This window comes from Mucilaginibacter kameinonensis, assembly GCF_003675385.1.
Classification (GTDB): Bacteria; Bacteroidota; Bacteroidia; order Sphingobacteriales; family Sphingobacteriaceae; genus Mucilaginibacter; species Mucilaginibacter kameinonensis.
Genome location: NZ_RCWZ01000001.1, coordinates 1,079,650 through 1,098,929, shown reverse-complemented (window position 1 = coordinate 1,098,929; position 19,280 = coordinate 1,079,650). Strand labels below are relative to the sequence as shown.

20 protein-coding genes are annotated in these 19,280 nt (G+C 42.7%); 15 read left to right on the top strand and 5 right to left on the bottom strand.

The window, feature by feature from the left end:
- Positions 1 to 11 precede the first annotated feature (11 nt).
- From EAH55_RS04930 to EAH55_RS04915, 4 genes are all read left to right on the top strand, one after another.
- Positions 12 to 1,643, top strand: a complete 1,632-nt coding sequence (locus EAH55_RS04930) for an amidohydrolase (protein ID WP_121808688.1) — start codon at positions 12 to 14, stop codon at positions 1,641 to 1,643.
- Positions 1,630 to 3,447: a serine hydrolase domain-containing protein gene (locus EAH55_RS04925; protein WP_121808687.1), complete on the top strand. Its 1,818-nt coding sequence runs from the start codon at positions 1,630 to 1,632 to the stop codon at positions 3,445 to 3,447. The genes EAH55_RS04930 and EAH55_RS04925 overlap by 14 nt, the downstream gene beginning before the upstream one ends.
- Positions 3,448 to 3,646: 199 nt before the next feature.
- Entirely contained in the window at positions 3,647 to 4,453 is an 807-nt protein-coding gene (locus tag EAH55_RS04920) for a helix-turn-helix transcriptional regulator (protein ID WP_121808686.1), read from the top strand.
- 64 nt (positions 4,454 to 4,517) lie between these two features.
- The gene (locus tag EAH55_RS04915; RefSeq protein WP_208644789.1) at positions 4,518 to 4,898 is read left to right on the top strand and encodes a VOC family protein; all 381 of its coding nucleotides are present in this window, start codon (positions 4,518 to 4,520) and stop codon (positions 4,896 to 4,898) included.
- 7 nt (positions 4,899 to 4,905) lie between these two features.
- Here the strand turns inward: EAH55_RS04915 and EAH55_RS04910 are convergent, their stop codons facing one another.
- Positions 4,906 to 5,220, bottom strand: a complete 315-nt coding sequence (locus EAH55_RS04910; protein WP_162996746.1) for a hypothetical protein — start codon at positions 5,218 to 5,220, stop codon at positions 4,906 to 4,908.
- A 165-nt stretch (positions 5,221 to 5,385) separates the two neighbouring features.
- On the opposite strand from EAH55_RS04910, the gene EAH55_RS04905 reads away from it, so the two are divergent.
- The 3 genes from EAH55_RS04905 (at position 5,386) to EAH55_RS04895 (ending at position 6,936) form a co-directional block, all read left to right on the top strand.
- Complete coding sequence (locus tag EAH55_RS04905) at positions 5,386 to 5,967, top strand: hypothetical protein (protein WP_121808684.1); 582 nt, start codon at positions 5,386 to 5,388, stop codon at positions 5,965 to 5,967.
- A gap of 7 nt (positions 5,968 to 5,974) precedes the next feature.
- Entirely contained in the window at positions 5,975 to 6,409 is a 435-nt protein-coding gene (locus EAH55_RS04900; protein WP_121808683.1) for a hypothetical protein, read from the top strand.
- A gap of 62 nt (positions 6,410 to 6,471) precedes the next feature.
- The gene (locus EAH55_RS04895; RefSeq protein WP_121808682.1) at positions 6,472 to 6,936 is read left to right on the top strand and encodes a hypothetical protein; all 465 of its coding nucleotides are present in this window, start codon (positions 6,472 to 6,474) and stop codon (positions 6,934 to 6,936) included.
- A 184-nt stretch (positions 6,937 to 7,120) separates the two neighbouring features.
- Here EAH55_RS04895 and EAH55_RS04890 read toward each other — a convergent pair whose 3' ends face one another.
- The gene (locus EAH55_RS04890; RefSeq protein ID WP_121808681.1) at positions 7,121 to 8,005 is read right to left on the bottom strand and encodes a UbiA family prenyltransferase; all 885 of its coding nucleotides are present in this window, start codon (positions 8,003 to 8,005) and stop codon (positions 7,121 to 7,123) included.
- Between the two features lie 133 nt (positions 8,006 to 8,138).
- Here EAH55_RS04890 and EAH55_RS04885 point away from each other — a divergent pair, with 133 nt between their 5' ends.
- From EAH55_RS04885 to EAH55_RS04850, 8 genes are read left to right on the top strand one after another with little or no spacing between them, the layout of a single operon-like run.
- Positions 8,139 to 8,663 (top strand): YceI family protein, encoded by a 525-nt coding sequence (locus EAH55_RS04885; protein WP_121808680.1) that lies wholly within the window; start codon positions 8,139 to 8,141, stop codon positions 8,661 to 8,663.
- A 20-nt stretch (positions 8,664 to 8,683) separates the two neighbouring features.
- The gene (locus EAH55_RS04880; protein WP_121808679.1) at positions 8,684 to 9,793 is read left to right on the top strand and encodes a type III polyketide synthase; all 1,110 of its coding nucleotides are present in this window, start codon (positions 8,684 to 8,686) and stop codon (positions 9,791 to 9,793) included.
- A 6-nt stretch (positions 9,794 to 9,799) separates the two neighbouring features.
- A complete protein-coding gene (locus EAH55_RS04875; protein WP_121808678.1) occupies positions 9,800 to 10,924 on the top strand; it encodes an NAD(P)/FAD-dependent oxidoreductase in 1,125 nt (374 codons plus the stop codon).
- A gap of 19 nt (positions 10,925 to 10,943) precedes the next feature.
- Complete coding sequence (locus EAH55_RS04870; protein ID WP_121808677.1) at positions 10,944 to 11,642, top strand: methyltransferase domain-containing protein; 699 nt, start codon at positions 10,944 to 10,946, stop codon at positions 11,640 to 11,642.
- A gap of 9 nt (positions 11,643 to 11,651) precedes the next feature.
- Positions 11,652 to 12,716: a sensor histidine kinase gene (locus EAH55_RS04865; protein ID WP_114939877.1), complete on the top strand. Its 1,065-nt coding sequence runs from the start codon at positions 11,652 to 11,654 to the stop codon at positions 12,714 to 12,716.
- A 47-nt stretch (positions 12,717 to 12,763) separates the two neighbouring features.
- Positions 12,764 to 13,414, top strand: coding sequence for a DUF47 domain-containing protein (locus EAH55_RS04860; protein ID WP_091209670.1), 651 nt, complete (start codon positions 12,764 to 12,766; stop codon positions 13,412 to 13,414).
- Positions 13,415 to 13,435: 21 nt separating this feature from the next.
- Positions 13,436 to 14,446, top strand: a complete 1,011-nt coding sequence (locus EAH55_RS04855; RefSeq protein WP_112570744.1) for an inorganic phosphate transporter — start codon at positions 13,436 to 13,438, stop codon at positions 14,444 to 14,446.
- Between the two features lie 37 nt (positions 14,447 to 14,483).
- Positions 14,484 to 15,221, top strand: a complete 738-nt coding sequence (locus EAH55_RS04850) for a DUF4197 domain-containing protein (protein WP_121809034.1) — start codon at positions 14,484 to 14,486, stop codon at positions 15,219 to 15,221.
- 75 nt (positions 15,222 to 15,296) lie between these two features.
- Here the strand turns inward: EAH55_RS04850 and EAH55_RS04845 are convergent, their stop codons facing one another.
- The 3 genes from EAH55_RS04845 to EAH55_RS04835 all read right to left on the bottom strand — a co-directional run bounded on the left by EAH55_RS04845 (position 15,297) and on the right by EAH55_RS04835 (position 19,047).
- Positions 15,297 to 16,673 carry a carboxypeptidase-like regulatory domain-containing protein gene (locus EAH55_RS04845; RefSeq protein WP_162996745.1) on the bottom strand — a complete coding sequence of 459 codons (1,377 nt, stop codon included), beginning with the start codon at positions 16,671 to 16,673 and terminating at the stop codon, positions 15,297 to 15,299.
- Between the two features lie 16 nt (positions 16,674 to 16,689).
- The gene (locus EAH55_RS04840) at positions 16,690 to 17,259 is read right to left on the bottom strand and encodes an RNA polymerase sigma factor (protein ID WP_121808675.1); all 570 of its coding nucleotides are present in this window, start codon (positions 17,257 to 17,259) and stop codon (positions 16,690 to 16,692) included.
- Between the two features lie 228 nt (positions 17,260 to 17,487).
- Positions 17,488 to 19,047: a M20/M25/M40 family metallo-hydrolase gene (locus EAH55_RS04835; protein ID WP_121808674.1), complete on the bottom strand. Its 1,560-nt coding sequence runs from the start codon at positions 19,045 to 19,047 to the stop codon at positions 17,488 to 17,490.
- Between the last annotated feature and the right edge of the window lie 233 nt (positions 19,048 to 19,280).

Genomic DNA, 19,280 nt, shown 5'->3' with positions numbered 1-19,280 from the left:
ACAATCACTTTATGAAGAGACTATTGCCCGCGCTGCTATTACTGGCAGCAGCCTGCAAACAGAAGGAATACAATGCCGATATGCTGGTGAAAAACGCGGTTGTTTATACCGTTGACAGTAATTTTACAACAGCAAGCGCATTTGTAGTAAGTGGAGGAAAAATACTTGCAGTAGGCAATGCCGATTCTCTTGAACAAAAATACAATGCCCGCGAAGTGGTCGATGCCCAAGGCGCGGCTGTTTATCCTGGTTTCATCGACGCTCATGCCCATTTTTATGAATATGGGATGGGCCTGCAGGAGGTAAACCTGGTAGGTACACATAGCTGGCCCGAAATTATCGACTCGGTAAAAACATATTCCGAGCGCAATACCGATGGCTGGATCATTGGTAATGGCTGGGATCAAAACGATTGGACAAACAAACATTTTCCGGATAAGGCAAAGCTGGACTCATTGTTCCCGGTGCGCCCGGTAATACTTAGTCGTGTTGACGGTCATGCTGCTATAGCTAACCAGGCGGCGCTAAATATTGCCGGCGTTAAACCCGGACAAACCATTAACGGTGGAGAGATAGAAACCAATAACGGGAAGCTTACCGGCATACTGGTTGATAACGCGGTAGGCATAGTTACCCGTAAAATTCCGGAACCTACGCCGGCTATGGTTGATACCGCCCTGCTTTCGGCACAAAGCAATTGTTTTACTGTTGGCTTAACCACGGTTGATGATTGCGGGTTACCCTATACCATGGTAAATACCATTAACGAACTACAGCATAAAGGCGATTTGAAAATGCGCATGTATGTGATGCTGGCCGACAGGCAGGAAAATTACGATTATCTTTTTAAGCATGGTATAATCAAAACACCTCGTTTAAATGTGAGGGCTTTTAAAGTTTATGCGGATGGCGCGCTGGGTTCGAGAGGGGCTTGCCTGCTGAAACCTTACGCCGACTCGGCCAAATGGAATGGCTTTTTATTGAGCAATCCTAAACATTTTGAAGAAATAGCGCCCAAAATAGCAGCCCATGGTTTCCAGATGTGTACACATGCTATTGGCGACTCGGCCGTGCGTGTGATGCTTAAAATTTATGCTGCTAACCTAAAAGGTAAAAATGATTTGAGGTGGAGGATTGAACACTCGCAAATTGTATCCCCGCAGGATATTGATAAGTTTGGTGAATACAGCGTAATACCATCGGTACAGCCTACGCACGCTACATCTGATATGTATTGGGCCGGAAAAAGATTAGGTAACGAAAGGCTTAAAACCGCTTATGCTTATAAACAATTGCTGAAGCAAAACGGCTGGATTCCGTTGGGTACCGATTTTCCGGTTGAGAACATTAACCCGCTTTATACGTTTTATGCAGCGGTTGAACGTAAAGATTTGAAGGGCTTTCCTGAAGGTGGCTTCCAATCTGAAAATGCATTGAGCCGGATTGAAGCCTTAAAAGGCATGACCATTTGGGCAGCCAAAGCCAATTTTGAAGAAAAGGAAAAAGGCAGCATTGAACCCGGCAAGTATGCCGACTTTGTGATTTTGAATAAAGACATCATGAAAGTAAAAGGCAGCGAGATCCCGACAACCAAAGTGACAAAAACCTATATAAACGGAGTTAAAGTATATGATAAAAAATAAATGGGCCCGTGTTCCTTTAGTACTACTGGGCTTTGCATTATTTAATAACGCTTGCGCGCAAAATCCGCCATTAACAGGGCAGGCCTTCATTGCCGAAGAAAGATTGGTTGGTAACTCAACCGTACTGCTTAATAATGCATCCTATTTAATTCCCCTTCAAAAACTGGAGGATTTAAAGATAGCCAGTGTGCATTTCAGTAATCAGTATACTGCTGTTTTTGACAGCCTTTTAAATAAATACAGCAAGGTTGATCTGTTTGACGGTAACACTTATTCGGGCAATAAAACGCTGGCCAATCTGACATCCGACCTGAAGTTTTATAATACCATTATAGTGCAGGTAAATGACGCTGATCTGAGCAACCCGGATCTGATAGATTTTATCAGTTCTAATCAAAAAAATAAAAATGTAATTGTTGCCGCTTTTGGTAATGGCGCTGTTTTGGGCAAGCTTGATGCTGTTACCGCCCCGGTAATTTGGACGGAGCGGGTATCGCAGGTATCGGCCATGTATAGCGCCGAGGCTATTTTTGGAGGGATAGGCGTATCGCAAAAGCTAACCAAAAATTACAGCTCTGTTTATAAAACGGGCATGGGTTTTATTACCGACAAAACAAGGCTGCAATACACCGTGCCGGAAGAGGCCGGTATTAATGCCGCCAATCTGCAGGGCATTGACAATATCGCGCAGGAGGCTATCCGCGAACATGCTACTCCAGGCTGTGTTGTACTGGTTGCCAAAGATGGCAAGGTAATATTTAACAAAGCCTACGGGTATCATACCTATGATAATGTAATCCCCGATAAACTTACCGATATTTTTGATCTGGCCTCCATGACCAAGGTATCGGCCACTACTATGGAAGTTATGCAGCTTACCGATCAGGGTAAGTTAAGCCTGGAGAAAACCCTTGGCGATTATATTCCGCTGGCTCGTAAAAGCAATAAGAATGATATCCAGATCCGCGAAGTAATGATGCATCAGGCGGGTTTGATCCCGGATATCAAATCGTTTGAAAAAGTAAAACCTACTGATCATAGTACTGACTCATCTGCTGCTTATCCTACCAAAGTATCAGATCATTATTATTTAAGGAAAGATTATTACAAAGATGTAATGTTTCCTGAGATGCTGAGCTCGCCGCTAAAAACGCGCGGACAATATGTGTACAGCGATGTGAGCATGCTGTTTATGCAGGAGGTAGTCGAAAATATTACCGCTGTGCCAATCAACGTGTATGTACAGCAGCATTTTTATAACCCGCTGGGGATGCAAACTGCAGGTTTTTTGCCGCTATACCGGTTTTCTCCGGATAGGATAGTGCCTACCGAAAATGACAAGGAATACCGCATGTCGCTGCTTGATGGTTATGTGCATGATCCAACAGCCGCGCTTTTAGGTGGAGTTGCCGGGCATGCCGGTTTATTTGGCAGCGCTAATGATGTGGCTATACTCTATCAAATGGTTTTAAACCGTGGCAGCTATGGCGGTACACAATATTTTAAACCGGAAGTGGTTGACCTATTTACCTCCAAGCAATCGCCGGTAAGCCGCCGTGGTTTGGGCTTTGACCGCTGGGACCCGATAGCCGAAAGGCATTACCCATCAAAACTGGCGTCAGATCAGGCTTATGGTCATACGGGCTTCACCGGTACGTGTATTTGGGTAGATCCGAAATACAACCTGGTTTATGTATTCCTGTCAAACCGTGTAAACCCATCGGTAGCCAGCAAATTGCTGAGCCTTAACATCAGGCCAAGGATTCAGGATGTGGTGTATGAAGCGATAGGTAAAGGCTTGTAAGAACAGGCAATAATATTAATAAGCGTCATTGCGAGGCACGAAGCAATCCCCTATTAGCAGGTCCGCCCTGTATAGTGTGGGATTGCTTCGTGCCTCGCAATGACGCTTTTGTCTTTTAAGCTTTTATGACGACGTCTAAAAATAAAGTCTTAACTTTATCTAAATCCGAAATCGAACATCCGCAATCCCAAATCAAACGATGCGCTATTTCACTATTCAGCCACCGGCCGAGCTTAAACCTTATGTAAGGTTTTACTGGGTGCTTGAGCATGAGCTGGGCGCTGATGAGCCGTCATATATTTACCGCTCCGTGGCCGATGGCTGTACCGAAATGGTGTTTCATTATCGTTCCATGTTTGATGAGTTGGAGAATAAAAACGGCGAAAATGCGGGCCCGTCGGGAATCCAGTTTCAAACCACACAATACCGGCGTTTTATTACAAAAGAAAGCTTTGGCATTTTCGGCGCATATATTTATCCTTTCGCGGTGCCATGCTTCTTTAATATCCCAAGCAGCCAAACCAGTAACCTCGCTTTTGATTTTGATACTTTTTTAAACAAGCCAGGCACGGAACTGGAGGAGCGGGTTGTGCTGGCTGCCGATAACTATAAGCGTGCAGAAATTCTATCCGAATTTTTAATAGCCCGATTACGTCAAAATATGTTAAAAGATGATCGCATGGCTACTGCGATCAGGGATGTAATTCACAATAAACAGTATAGAACAGTTACCCAATTGGCGGGCGCTTATAATCTATCGGCAAGGCAATTTGACCGTAAGTTTAAGGAGTACGCAGGTTTTAACCCAAAAACTTATATGCGGCTGGTTCGGCTGCAGGACGCGTTGCGGCAATACAATACCAATAAAACGCTAACCCAGATAGCTATGGAATGCGGGTATTATGATCAGTCGCACTTTATTCATGATGTAAAAGAGTTTACGGGCTATCATCCGAGCTTTTACTTTTCGGGAAAAGCTGAAGGAACAGAATACCGGAATACATAATGTCCGGTTTTTACAATTTTAAGAATTGGGAGAGGCCTAATTTTGAATAAAAAACCAACAAGCTATGGCAACAATAAACATTCCCGAAAATTACCAGGCTATAATGCCTTACCTCATCGTTAAAAACGCCGCCCAATTTATAGCCTTTACCCAAAAAGTTTTCGGCGCGACGGAGCAGTTTAAAACCATGCGCGATGAGCATACCATTATGCACGCCGAGGTGAACATTAATGGCAGCACCATTATGTTTGCCGATGCTACCGAAACCTATCATCAGCAAAACGCCGGTATGTTTGTATACGTTGAAAGCTGCGACGAAACCTACCAGAAAGCACTCGACAATGGTGCGGAAAGTATTATACCCCCGGCCGATCAGTCATACGGTAGAAGCGCTGGTGTAAAAGATTCGTTTGGGAATACCTGGTGGATTACTAATCCGTCGTAAGAAACATTTAGTCGCCCATTAACTCATAGATCTCGACAGATTGTTTATCGGTACTTAGCGCGATTACAGCATATAAATCTCCTTTTTTAGGGATTCGGTAATACCAGGAGTTTGCTTTGTTTTGGATAAAGGTTGTTAGCTGTGAATAATATTTATGGCCGAATGGATATAATTTAAAGATTCGCTCTCCCTCGCTTTTATCGACCGTAATATGAGCGTACCATTGATAATGATCGTTTCTGACCGATTTTATTTTATAGTGATTAGCGTGGGTATAAGCGCTGATCTGGTTATCGTCGAATCTCGAAGCTTCGTAATACATATAGCTAAATAATGCAACAAAAAATAAGACAAAGCAAAGTAAAAGGACTTGGATTTTATTCATGTTTAAGGCCGGGTTTAGGGCACTAAAATATCAAATTGCTTTTTATAAAATAATTTATGGAAATTAACATCGCGCCTGCATCTTATCCATAAATTATCAACTATGAAAAAACTTATTACGGTATTAATTGCTGTTTTCAGTATATCAATTGCGATGGCGCAATCTGATAGTGTTCATGCCGTAAAAAGCTTTTATGCAGATAATGCGCCGGATTCTATTTATCATCATTTACCTGATGCAAAGGAAAACACACCTACATATATTGTCAATAACAACATTATTTCTAATTTAAATTCAATTGATCCAAATACCATAATGGGAATAGAAGTATTAAAAGATAATGCCCGGATCCCTGATAATTTCAAAAACCTCAATAAGTATGGACTGGTAAAGGTCAATCTAAAAGCAGACATCAAAATAGAAACCAAATCATTTAAAGCAATTGGACAATGGCTCAATATGAAAGGGCCGGTTAAATATGCCGTTGACGGGTTTTTTATTGATGATGAAAACATGTTAATAGCCACAGATTCTATTTTGGGTATAGATGTGATCTCAAATAAATTTAATAAGGCAGAAGCCGGTGCAACTATAAACGTATGGACATTAAGCCCTGCAAATCGTAAAGGGCTTTTACAGGTAAAGCGGCCTACTGATAAACCGGGTGTTATTTATATAAGATAGATCCGATATGAAATTAATTGTATTTTCATTGATATTGATTTTCTCCGGATCGATAAAACAATACCACGAGGAACAGTTCCATATTTATGGAGGTAAAAATCACGATCAATATTTGGGTTGCTTAACCTGCGGTGATGACCAGTTGAAATCTATCTGGTGCACATTCGGCGACTATGGCTCAAGGCACATGCCCAAGGCTATTTGGAATGAGCTTGGAAAATATGGCAGCGCCAGCAGTCAATATTCTCCTTTTAATGAAAATGCTAAATATCCGCCCATTATTTTGGATGATCATAAAAGGTTTTGTGGGTATTTAACTGTAAACAAAAATAATCAACAACGCTGCAAAAATTATGTCGCGGGGCAAATTTGTGCGAGCAGTGATCAGATCAGGGATGATATAAAAGCCTGGTATGATTGGTTCGTGGTCAGATACTATTAGGCATCAAAATAATTTTATTTCCTGTAAAATCTTTTTCTTTGCCGGTCGTCATACTATAATATATGTACGCCTTTATTTTAGCACTTCACTCCCTTGTCCGCTGGTTTGTTTTGGCCAGCCTGCTTTTTGCCCTGTATCGCGCTTATGCCGGATGGCTGGGTAATAAAACGTATTCAAAATTAGATAATTGCGCCCGTATCATCGTGGCAACTGTCGCACACATTCAATTGGTTGTGGGGATCTGGCTGTATTTTATCAGTCCGGTGGTAAGCTATTTTTTGAGCAATTTTAAAGAGGCAGTACACAACCGGCAGATCAGGTTTTTTGGCATGGAGCACACCACCATGATGCTTATAGGGATTACGCTGATCACCATTGCATCAGCCAAAGCAAAACGAAAAACAACTGATCCGGAGAAATTTAAAACCCTGGCTATCTGGTTAACCATTGCCTTGTTGGTGATACTAAGTTCAATCCCATGGTCATTTTCGCCGCTGATCAGCCGCCCATTGTTCAGGCCGCTTTAGGCTTTTGTTATGCTTAGGAACGAAGCATCTTCTTCATTCTATATAGATGCTTTGTTTGTTAGGGAAGAGGGGGGATTAAAAACGGATGTCATGGTGACTCCACACATTTAATGTCATTTCACGTTCACAGACCCCAATTTTCTCTCACTCAGAACGACAAAATCACGGTATCATTTCTCCTTTCTCAACTAAAAACCGCCAGCACTCCAAAATAAATCAGCATACAACCCGAACTAATAAAGTTCATCCGCATGGCATTTTTAAAGCTTGCATTAGCGGTCGACTTGCCTACCTTATAAAACCAGTAGTTGAAGAAAATGAATATCGGCGCGGCGCATACCAGGAAAAAATAAAAGTTAAGCATCATCCCGGCTAATTGCCAATAGTAGTAAGACAAGCCTATCCCCATCGCGAATAATACCCCCGAAAAAACAAAAGAGCCTTTATAACCTAAAACTATGCTGAGCGTTTTATCGCCCCGCCTGCTGTCTTCCTCGTGCTGATAAACCTGGGTTAAAGGATAGGACGCCCCGATGAGGCAGGAACTGATGGCTCCGGGAATAATCAATCCTAAATCCCAATGACTAAACAGGCTTGTACCGGTAAGGGCCGTGTAAGTGGTATAGTATATAAAACATCCCTGAAAAATAAACACCGTTAAAAAGCTAATGATGGGATACTTTTTCAGGCGCGTAGCCGGGTGACTGTACAGCTTTGACATAATGCCATAAATAAGTACAGCAAAGGCAAACTCCCAGCTAATGATAAAGCCCAGCAGAAACGCTACAGCCTCCAGCAAAATAGAGAAATAGTACAAGCTGATATCAACTTCGGGCGGTTTAGCTAACAGGGCAATACTATCTTCATCCTTATCAAAATAACTGTTATAACCATTGCTGGCCGGGAAAGCTAAAAAATGCCAGATAAAAAATACAAGCACGGCTGTTGATGTTTTCACCGCATCGGCCTGACTAAAGGCAAACAGGTACACCGGAAGCAAAAAAACAGAAAATACAAACCTCAAATGCGCCCATGCCGACCGGGTAGGAATAAATTGCTTAAATTTCATTGTTGCCGTTTGCTGATAATACTTTCAAAAGCAACTTTCAGTTGCCCCGGTACCGTTATAAACTTACAACCTTTTAAATAAAAAATTGTCCCGCATAAATTATTATGTTTGGGAATAGCGTTAATGTAACATCATGAAGAAAATTTATATAGCAGTACTTTTAATATTCGCGGCGACTGCAAGCTTCGCGCAAACGGTAACTAAATCAGACATCAGCTTTAAGATAAAAAATTTGGGCTTTAATGTGGGCGGCACCTTTAGTGGCTTACAGGCCGATATTAAGTTTAAACCCAATGACCTGGCAGGTAGCTCTATCGAGGCGTCCGTAGCTTCAAATACCGTGAACAGCGATAACGAAAGCCGCGATAACCACCTTAAAAGCGAAGATTATTTTGACGTGGCCAAATATCCTAAGATCACGATGAAGTCGGTTTCATTTAAACGTAAAAGCGGGAGCAACTATACTGGCAATTTTAACGTAACTATTAGAGATAAAACAAAGTTGATAGAAATACCTTTTACTTACGTAGAAACGGGTAATACTGCTCAGCTGAAAGGAAGCTTCATGATATTGCGGACAGATTTTGGCATAGGCGGCAAAAACCTGATCCTATCAAATGAGGCCAATGTTTCGGTTGAGGCAGAGATCAGCAAATAAAACAGGTTTAACTATTTTTAATGGAGAGTTGCATCAGTGCTATCGGGATAGCAAATCCCGCCAATCGTATTGCCCAGCAGGATATTTACCATTTTATGGCTAATGCCTTTGGTTTGGATGCAACTAACGCGGCAAGGTTAAAAGGCATTTACGATCATTCGGGAATTGATTACCGTTATTCGGTGATCCCTGATTTCGGCTACCGCGATGCGGCAGATTTCACTTTTTTTGAGCAGTCGCCCGGGCTTGAGCCATTCCCCGACACTCAAAAGCGCTTAAAACTTTACGAGAAGGAGGCTATTGCCATCGCGGTAAACGCTGCTAAAAACTGCCTCCGAAATTTCGATAATGATATTACCGGTAACATTACACACCTCGTAACTATAAGCTGTACGGGTATGCATGCGCCGGGCATTGATATCGAATTGGTCGACCGGCTTCAATTGAATCGGGATACCGAGCGTACCTGCATTAATTTTATGGGCTGTTATGGAGCAATAAACGGCCTCAAAGTAGCCGACTATATTTGTCGCGCCGATGCCAATGCCAAAGTGCTTGTGGTAAGTGTAGAACTTTGCACCTTGCATTTTCAGAAAGTAAATACGCTGGATAACTGGGTTGCCAACTCATTATTTTCGGATGGCGCGGCGGCGGTACTTGTTGAGAATACTGTCAACCGCTTAGGTAATAGTAATTATTTTTCGCTCAAAAATTTCTATTCGGAATTTGTGATAGAAGCCCGGAATGAGATGGGATGGTATGTGGGCAACACGGGTTTTGAAATGAAGCTTACCTCTAAAGTATCCAAACAGATCAAAAAACACATCAAGGCCCTTACTGACCGTTTTCTGCAAAAAGCGAAAACCCACAAAGATGACATTACAGCCTACGCTGTTCACCCTGGCGGGCGCACCATTTTAGAAGCGGTGGAAGATGCCCTGGAATTACCTGAAGAAAGCAACGCTTTTGCCTACCAGGTTTTGCAGGAGTACGGCAATATGTCATCGGCCACTATTTTATTTGTGTTGGATAAAATGCTGAAAGCAGGTAACCTGATCGATCAAAAGATCCTGAGTTTTGCCTTTGGGCCGGGTTTAACGGTTGAGGGGATGATACTTGAAATGCACTAAGCCGTTATGAGCGATGTAATTGTAATTGGCGGAGGCCTGGCCGGATTGTTCAACGCCATATTGCTTAACCGTGCGGGGCTTCAGGTTACAGTCATCGAAAAAAAGACTTATCCCATGCACCGCGTTTGTGGCGAGTACATCTCCAATGAGGTGATCCCTTTTTTATCTTCCTTAGATATCGATCTCAATCAACTCAACGTTGCCCGCATTAACCGGCTTGAAGTAACAGCGGCTTCCGGCACCAAACTTTCGCAAAAACTTGATTTGGGTGGCTTTGGTTTAAGCAGGTTTACTTTTGACAATTACCTTTATCAGAAAGCCATTAACGAAGGGGTTAAGGTTTTAGTGGGAACCCGTGTGGAAGACATCCATTTTATTGACGAACAATTTGAATTGGTAACTCCCGGCGAAACTTTGACTGCACCATTGGCTATCGGCTCGTTCGGCAAACGTTCCAATCTTGATCAAAAACTTAAACGACCATTCTTTTATAAACGCAGCCCCTACCTGGCCGTTAAATTTCATTTGCAGATGGATTTCCCGCAAGATCTTATCCAACTCAATAATTACAAAGACGGCTATTGCGGCGTAAGTAAAACCGATGGCGACAGGTACTGTATGTGCTACATGGCCCATCGCGATGATCTTCGTAAATATGGATCGCTGCAAGCATTAGAAGAAAACGTGATCCGTAAAAACCCTTACCTGGATGAGATTTTTCGCAACGCTAAGTTCCTGCTGGATAAGCCGGAGGTGATCAACGAGATCTCTTTCGAGAAAAAAGCTCCTGTTGACAACCATATTCTTATGAGCGGTGATACCGCCGGGATGATAGCCCCGCTCTGTGGCAACGGTATGACCATGGCTATCCATTCGGCCAAGATCCTTTCTGAAAAAATAGTTGCGCATTACAAACCAGGCGGTTTTACCCCTGATAAGCGCGCTAACCTTGAGCTGGATTATACCCAAAGCTGGAATAAACAGTTTGCCCAAAGGCTTTGGGTTGGCAGGCAATTACAGCGTTTGTTCGGCAATGATAACATGACCGCCATTACTTTAAATACACTCAGCCGCGTGCCTTCAGTGGCGCAATACCTGATAAGTAAAACCCACGGCCAACCATTTGCATAGTTCAGGCGTATTATAATATATGCCCGATTTAAGTTACCGTACGGATACCCTGGAGATCATGGATGATTTTGATCTGCCATCAGCCGAAATAAAACCCGTGCTTGAAGGCTTGGGGAAAATGAATGCCCTGTTTGGTGGCCATAAAAGCATTATCGCCTCGTTAAAGAAATTTCCGGTAGAAAACTACGCTACTATAAGCGACTGGGGCTGTGGCGGTGCCGATACTTTGATAGCAATTGCAAAATGGGCAGAAAGTGAGCAAATACACCTTAAACTAAATGGCGTTGACGCTGCGCCTGCTGCCGTAAATTACGCCCGGGAGCAAAGCGCAACATATAAAAACATCAGTGTTACACGGGCCGATGTTATTGGTGAAGCTTACCTGATAAAGCCGGCGGATATTATTATCTGTAGCCTGTTCACCCATCATTTTGATGATGAACGTTGGGTGAGGCTTATTCAGAACATGGAAGCATCGGCACATAAAGGAATTATCATTACCGACCTGCACCGGCACTGGCTTTTATATCATGCCATAGTGTTTATAACCCATGTTTTTACCAGGAATGCAATGGCGCAAAACGATGGCCCTCTTTCGGTTAAACGAGGCTTCAAAAAGCACGAATTGTTAGCTTTATTAAAAAAGGCACAAATTGATAACTTTAAATTAACATGGCGCTGGCCATTCAGATGGGAGTTAATCATCTATAAATCGTAGCTTTACGCTATGAATTTGCGTGTACTGGTTTTAACAACCTCGCTTGGCGTGGCAATTACGCTATCTGCCGTTAACTTTTATTTCCAACATAAATGGTACGATGTAATGGTTACTTTTTCGGTAGCCCTTGGTGTAAGTTACTTCGTTTTTTACTACCTCATCGAAAAATACATTTACTCACGTATTAAGTTAATTTATAAACTGATCCACAACCTGAAATTAGGTCGCGACCTCAGGGATGCACTTGGCGAACATGTAAGCGCTAACCCCATTGCCGATGTGGAGCAGGAAGTAAAAGAATGGGCCAAGCAAAAAAAGACCGAAATTGACGAGTTACGCAAGCAGGAAAAATTCCGCCGCGACTTTTTATCTAATATCTCGCACGAGTTTAAAACACCACTTTTTGCTATACAAGGCTACATAGAAGCACTCCAGGATGATGACTTTGATGACAAGGAAATGGCGCGCCAATTTCTGGAAAAAGCTTCAAAAAACGTTGACCGGCTGAGTTATCTAATCAAAGACCTTGACGAAATTTCGAAGCTTGAATCTGGTGAGATGCCAATCAATTATACCAAATTCAAGATCAATGACCTGATCAAAGAAGTTTTTGAATCACTGGAGATCAAAGGCAAGCAGTATCACATCAAACTTATATTTAAACAAAAGTATGATGAGCCTATCGTGGTAAATGCCGACAGGGAAAAAATCAGGCAGGTGCTGGTAAACCTGATAGATAACTCATTTAAGTACGGAAAAGAAGAAGGCAACACTTCAGTAAGCCTGTTTGTACTGCATGACCAGGTTTTGGTTGAAGTTACAGATGATGGTATAGGTATTGAAGAAAAGTTTCTTCCAAGATTATTTGAACGCTTTTTCCGTACAGATAGCAGCCGTTCAAGGCAGATTGGTGGCTCGGGCCTGGGGCTTGCTATTGTGAAGCATATTATTGAAGCACACCAGCAAACCATCAATGTGCGCAGCACCGAAGGATTGGGTTCAACTTTTGGTTTTACTTTGGCGAGGGCAAAGCAAACTATCCCATTCCCGAATTTACCTGCGTTAAAAAGTTAACAATAATTTAACATAGTAACCGTACCTTTACAGCAATTTTAATCATTATGTCGCTTAACAGTATATTCCAGTATTTTGTACCAAAGGATAAAAAAATATTCTTCCCGCTGTTTGAACAAGCCGCAGCCAACGTTGTAGCCATGGCAACAATACTGGTTGAGGCAGTTAACTCCAATAACGCTCAAACCCGTGAGGACCTATACAAACAAATTGATAAACTGGAAAACAAAGGCGACGAGTATACCCACCAGATTTACCTGGAACTTGGCAAAAACTTCATCACCCCGTTTGATCGTGAAGATATTCACGCCCTGGCTACAGCCATTGATGACGTTGCCGACTATATACAAGGCGCGGCAAACCGCATGAGCCTTTACAGGATAGATGATTTAAATGAGCATATCCGCAAACTGTCTGACCTTATCCTGCAGGCCAGTATCGATCTGGAAAAAGCAGTGAAAGAACTGAAAGACCTTAGGAATGTACGTAATATAGCCGATTCATGCATCAGGATAAACAGTGTTGAAAACCAGGCCGATTATGTTTTTGACCGCGCCGTAGCCGATCTGTTCCTGTACGAAAAAGATGCCATCCGCCTTATCAAATACAAAGAAATATTGGCCGCACTTGAAACTGCAACAGATATGTGCGAAGATGCAGCTAACGTTATGGAGTCAATCTTAGTTAAAAACGCTTAAGTAAATCTTATCCCCAGCTAAATGGTTACTTCCCTACTTGTAGTTATTGTTGTACTCGCCCTGTTGTTTGATTACACCAATGGCTTTCATGATGCCGCAAACTCTATAGCTACCATCGTATCAACCAAAGTATTAACACCGTTTCAGGCAGTGTTAATGGCCGCGGTATTTAACTTTGCAGCTTACTTTTTTATCAAAGACCATAAAGTAGCCAATACCGTATCTAAAATTGTATTGGAGCACTACGTTACCCTTCACGTTATCCTGGCTGGCCTTGTAGCCGCCATCACCTGGAACCTGTTTACCTGGTGGTTCGGGATCCCGTCAAGCTCGTCACACACGCTTATAGGCGGTTTTGCCGGTGCCGGTATGACCAACGCGCTTTACATGGGTGCCAATGCCCTTCAGGCCGTTGAAATGCAATACGTTCTTAAGATCATTGCTTACATTGTACTTGCCCCGTTTATAGGTTTAATTATAGCTTATATCGTAACCATATTAATATTGCACCTGTGCAAAGCTGCAAGACCAGCCACAGCCGAGCGTTGGTTTAAACGTATGCAGTTGGTATCATCAGCTGCATTGAGCTTTGCTCACGGTGGTAACGATGCGCAAAAAGTAATGGGTATTTTATATGTAAGCCTTATTGCTTCAAAAGTTATAAAACCAGGTACCGCGATGCCTGAGTGGATTCCATTGGCTTGCTACTCTGCCATTGCTGCAGGTACTATGTCTGGCGGTTGGAAAATTGTTAAAACCATGGGCTCAAAAATAACCAAGGTTACCCCGCTTGAGGGTGTGAGTGCCGAAACAGCGGGTGCAATTACCTTGTTTATTACCGAACGTTTTGGTATCCCGGTTTCAACAACGCATACTATCACAGGTTCAATTATCGGTGTAGGCTTAACCAAACGTGTATCGGCAGTACGCTGGGGCGTTACTATTAACCTGGTTTGGGCCTGGATCATCACCATACCTATTTCGGCATTGATAGCAGCCGGTGTATTCGCATTGTTACATTTCTTTGCATAAGCAAACCGGCGGCAATTTTATTAGCTTTACTCTTACTATGAAAACAAGACTGATCATCATTCCCGCTTTAATAGCTTTTATTACATTAACAAGCTGCGATACTTTGAACCAGGTGGCTAATGCTACTGTTCAAAATCAGGGTACTCCTTCTTCGCTGGAGATAGGCAACGGCCTAAAACAGGCACTTGAAATAGGCACCGGCAAAAGCTCCGACCAACTATCGGCAGTTAATGGTTTCTTTGGCAACGCTGCCATCAAGATCCTTTTTCCGCCAGAAGCTCAAAAAGCAGAGAAAACCTTACGCGGCCTTGGCTTAAACAGCCTTTGCGATAATGTGATCCTTTCACTTAACCGTGCCGCCGAAGATGCTGCAAAGCAGGCAAAACCTATTTTTGTTGATGCCATTAAGCAAATGACCTTGCAGGATGTTACCAACATTTTATTAGGCAACCAGGATGCGGCAACACAGTATTTTAAACGTACCACCACCGAAAAGCTAAGCCTACAGTTTAAACCGGTTATTCAGGGCAGTTTAAACAAAGTAAACGCTACCAAGTATTATTCAGACGCGGCGCAGGCCTACAATAAAGTTCCATTTGTTAAAAAAATGAACCCGGATATTACCGATTATGTTACCCAAAAAGCTATTGAAGGCTTATTTGTAGAGATAGCCAAAGAAGAACTTAATATCCGTCAAAATCTTGGGGCACGCACAACGCCTCTATTGCAAAAAGTATTCGCTTTTGCCGACAAGAAAAAAACTACAGGACAATAATACCAAACAAGAATTATAAAAAAGGGCTGTGTCGATTTATTCAACACAGCCCTTTTTTATTGGGACTTTAGCTTATTATTTCTGCTTCTGGAACTTCACTTTCACGGTAACAACTTCCGGTTTATTATTGGTGCTACCAACCCATGACGGCCCATTTTTAATAAGTTCAATGGCTTTCTGATCTGCTGTTTCATTCAGCCCTTTTTTAACACTCAACTCGTCGATTATACCGCTCGGGAATACCGTAAATGTTACTGTCACAGTTCCCGTAGTTCCATCTGGCAATACGGCGTTTGTTTGCAGGTATTTTTTCAGGCTGCCCCAGCCCATTTGCGGATGTGCTGCCGTGACGCTAACCTCGCTATCGTCGGTTTTGGGATTAGACACGACAACTTCAGCTAAAGCCCTTGAATCTGGCTTAAGCGCTACTTTAACGCTGTCGCCGCGGGTGGCACTAACCTGCCTTGGTTCGTAACCAATATAAACAACATCAAGCGTAGCCTTATTATCCGGCGAGCTAAGTGCAAATTTTCCGTTTACATCAGTTACCGTACTCCGGTTTGTACCCTTTATCCTGATGGCCGCGCCAATTAACGGAGAGCCGTCATCTCTTGAAATAATGGTGCCGGCAATGTACAAAGACTCGGCCGCGGCTTTATTATTATAACCGGGGGCTGGTGATGATGTAACACCATCTACTTTTCCGGGAAGTTTAAACTGCAGTGGCCCTTTTGATTTTGCCACAGTTGTATTAGCCCTTAACGATATAGCATCAGATTTTGACGAATCTTTTTGAGTAAGCGGGGCAGTATATCCAAATACAATCCTTTCACTTAAACCAGCTGCTGGTGCCTCTTTTAATACATCTTTGTCTTTAGCAGGTGCAACCGGTTCTGCCGGAGCCACCAGCGCATTGCTGCCTGCCGGCGGAACAACATTATTTGAAGCCGTTTTATTATCAGCGGCTGAGATATCCTGCTGATAAAGCGCATTAGCTGAAAGCTTTCCTTTTCTCGGCTTTTTATTTACCGCAATTAAAGGTGCCTGCACCGTTCCAATCGGATTTGCATTAGCCTTTTTAACCGTATCAGCCGTCTTTATGGTATCGGTGGCAGCTACCAAAGAAGGAGTTGAGTTTTTGTTTTCTGAAATGTTATTGCTTTGAAGTTCCGGTTTAGGGGATCTGTTAAGATAAAGGCCACCCAAACTTAAAGCAATTAAAACCGAAGCCGCTATGGGCCAAACAGTCCACGGTATTACACGGCCTTTTCTTTCTTCTGTACGCTGCTGCAACCTCGTTGTAAGATCAGCAAGATTTAACTGTTGACTTGTCCCCATGTTTTCATATCCTTCCAATGCATCCATCAAAAAAGGGTCGTTTAGTGCCTCCATTTCCAGCTTATGCATAGCACGGGCATCAAGCTCTCCGTTGAGATACTTCTGTATTTGCAATATGTTTGCCTTTGTACTATGCACCGTTCCGCTCGAGGCAAATTTTCAAATTCCTTTTACCGTTCTGGATATAGCTCTTCACCTCATTTAAAGTATATCCTGTTATTTCGGCAATTTCTTTATAACACTTCTCTTTTAAATAAAACAGATCGATGCTTTGTTTTTGCCCGCCTGTTAATCCAGCAATACAATTTTCCAAAGCTTTCAAAGCCTCTTCCCTGTTATTATCTTCAGGATGCAGCAAAGGGGTAAATTCCATAACCTCTTCTAAATTAACCAGCTCCATCTTTTTACCGCTCCGCAATTGCATCAAACAATAATTGCGCCCAAGTACATAAACCCAATTTCTGAACTGGTTAATTTCATGCTTTTTAACCTTATCAACCTGTTCCTCAAAAATGTTCATTACAGCATCCTTAGCCAATTCCTCATCTTTCAGATATTTAAGACAAACGCCATAAATAAGGGACATATATCTTTCGTATAAGTTACCCAAAACAGTTAGGTTACCGCTTGCGCGATAATCACTAAGTAGTTCCTCGTCTGTTGATTGCCCTGGTTTTTTGGGTTTTATAAATAGGTTCATTAAACATACAAAATTAATTGTTTAAAACGGTTTATGGAAATTAACGACCTGTATAACGCTCTATTTAAGGAAAATAAACAAGTAACAAGTTGTTTTTCACACAATTTTCTTCAAAACAGGACAAAACAAAGGCACAACAATAAGGAATAAAAGACAATAATAAAGTCACCTAAAATAAAAAAGCGACACTGTTGAGGTGTCGCTTTTTAGACGTATGATCAGTAATTATTACCTTGCCGGTTGTGGTTTTGGTAACGCCTTACGCGGAATCATTTCGGCACGTTGTGATGTATGGTAAACAAACGATGCTACAATTGTGGCGGCCTGCTTCAGGTCATCTTCAACAAGGCGGTCGTAAGTATCCTGATTGCTGTGGTGGGTACGTGTACCATAATCAATAGCATCCTGGATAAACTGGAAGCCTGGAATGCCTACAGCGTCAAATGAAAGGTGGTCGGTACCGCCGGTATTACTGATGGTAAGCGTGGTGGCACCAAGATCTTTAAATGGCTCAAGCCAGGCTTTAAAGATAGGAGCCGCTGCCGAATCGCCCTGTAAATACACGCCACGGATTTTACCTGTACCATTATCCAGGTTATAATAAGCCGAAAGTTTGGCTTGCTCAGGTTTCAGCTCCATGGTTTTAGGATCACCGAAATGGTTGGCTACATAACCGCGAGAACCGAATAAACCCTGCTCTTCTGAGCTCCATAGTGCAATACGGATTGTACGTTTTGGTTTAAAGTTGACAGCTTTTAAAATACGCATAGCCTCCAGCATCACCGCGCTGCCCGCAGCGTTATCTGTAGCGCCGGTTGCTGCATGCCATGAATCAAGGTGACCGCCGATCATCACTACCTGGTCTTTCAGTTTTTTATCAGTACCCGGTATTTCGGCTACAACATCATAACCTTGTAGGTCGTCGGTAATAAATTGTGTTTTGATGTCGGCTTCCAACTGTACCGGCTGACCGCCTTTTATCAGGCGTAAAATGCGCTGGTAATCTTCGCTGCTGGTTTCCAGCTCGGGAGCTACTGCTTTGGCAGTATCGGCGTATGAAGCACCATTGGTGGTAAACACAGTACCATCGGTACCGCGGGCCTGGCTTAATACCAGCCCGGCTTTTTCATCAACCAAAAACTGGCTTAATTGCGCCCTGAAAGCACGGAGCTTGCGGAAAGTCGCCATTTGAGCCGCGTTAGGATCAACAGCATTTCTGCGCGGAGCGGCAGGAGCTGCTTTAGCCATTTCGGCAAGCTCTTCATCGGTATAGCGGGCAGCGTCAGCTTTCCAGGTACGTTCTGTAGGGGCTTTGGTATCAAATATTACGATTTTGCCGGCCAGCTTACCTTTGTATTGTTCAAGCTCGGCTGCCGAGTCTGCTTTAAGCAGCATTACTTCGCCTTTGATTACACCGTTGGTACCTGGCGTCCAGGCTTTAGGGATGGCGATAATAGCATGATAATAAGGAATAGTAATAGCCGCATAGTTTTTTTGAACTTCCCAGCCTTTGCCAAATTTACCCCAGGCTTCTAATTTAGCGTTAGCCATGCCCCAGGTTTTAAGCTGATTAACCGCCCAGTTTTGAGCGCGCTTTAAGCCGGGCGAATTAGCAAGCCTCGGGCCGGAAACATCGGTAAGGTAAAAAGCCGTTTCCATTACTTTGGAATGGTTAAGGCCTTCTTCCCTGATTTTTTGAACCATTGTCGCGTCAACAGGTTCCTGTGCCAATGCGGGTACTGCAATACCGGCCGTGATTAAACACGAAAAAAGTAGTTTTAATTTCATATAATAAATAATAAGATCAGTTAATAACAAACCTATTTATTATAAATTAAAATCGGGAATATATTGCGTTAACAAATTTGTTACATGGGATTGAATTGCTGAGGTCTTTGGCCGAAGTTAGATGACACGTGATAATGCCGGATGTTGTTATTGCAATTGTACGCCCCGTTCATTCTTATTCTCTTGTTGGTGTTCAACTTTGAAAGTGTGAACACATGGGATTTTTTCAAAGA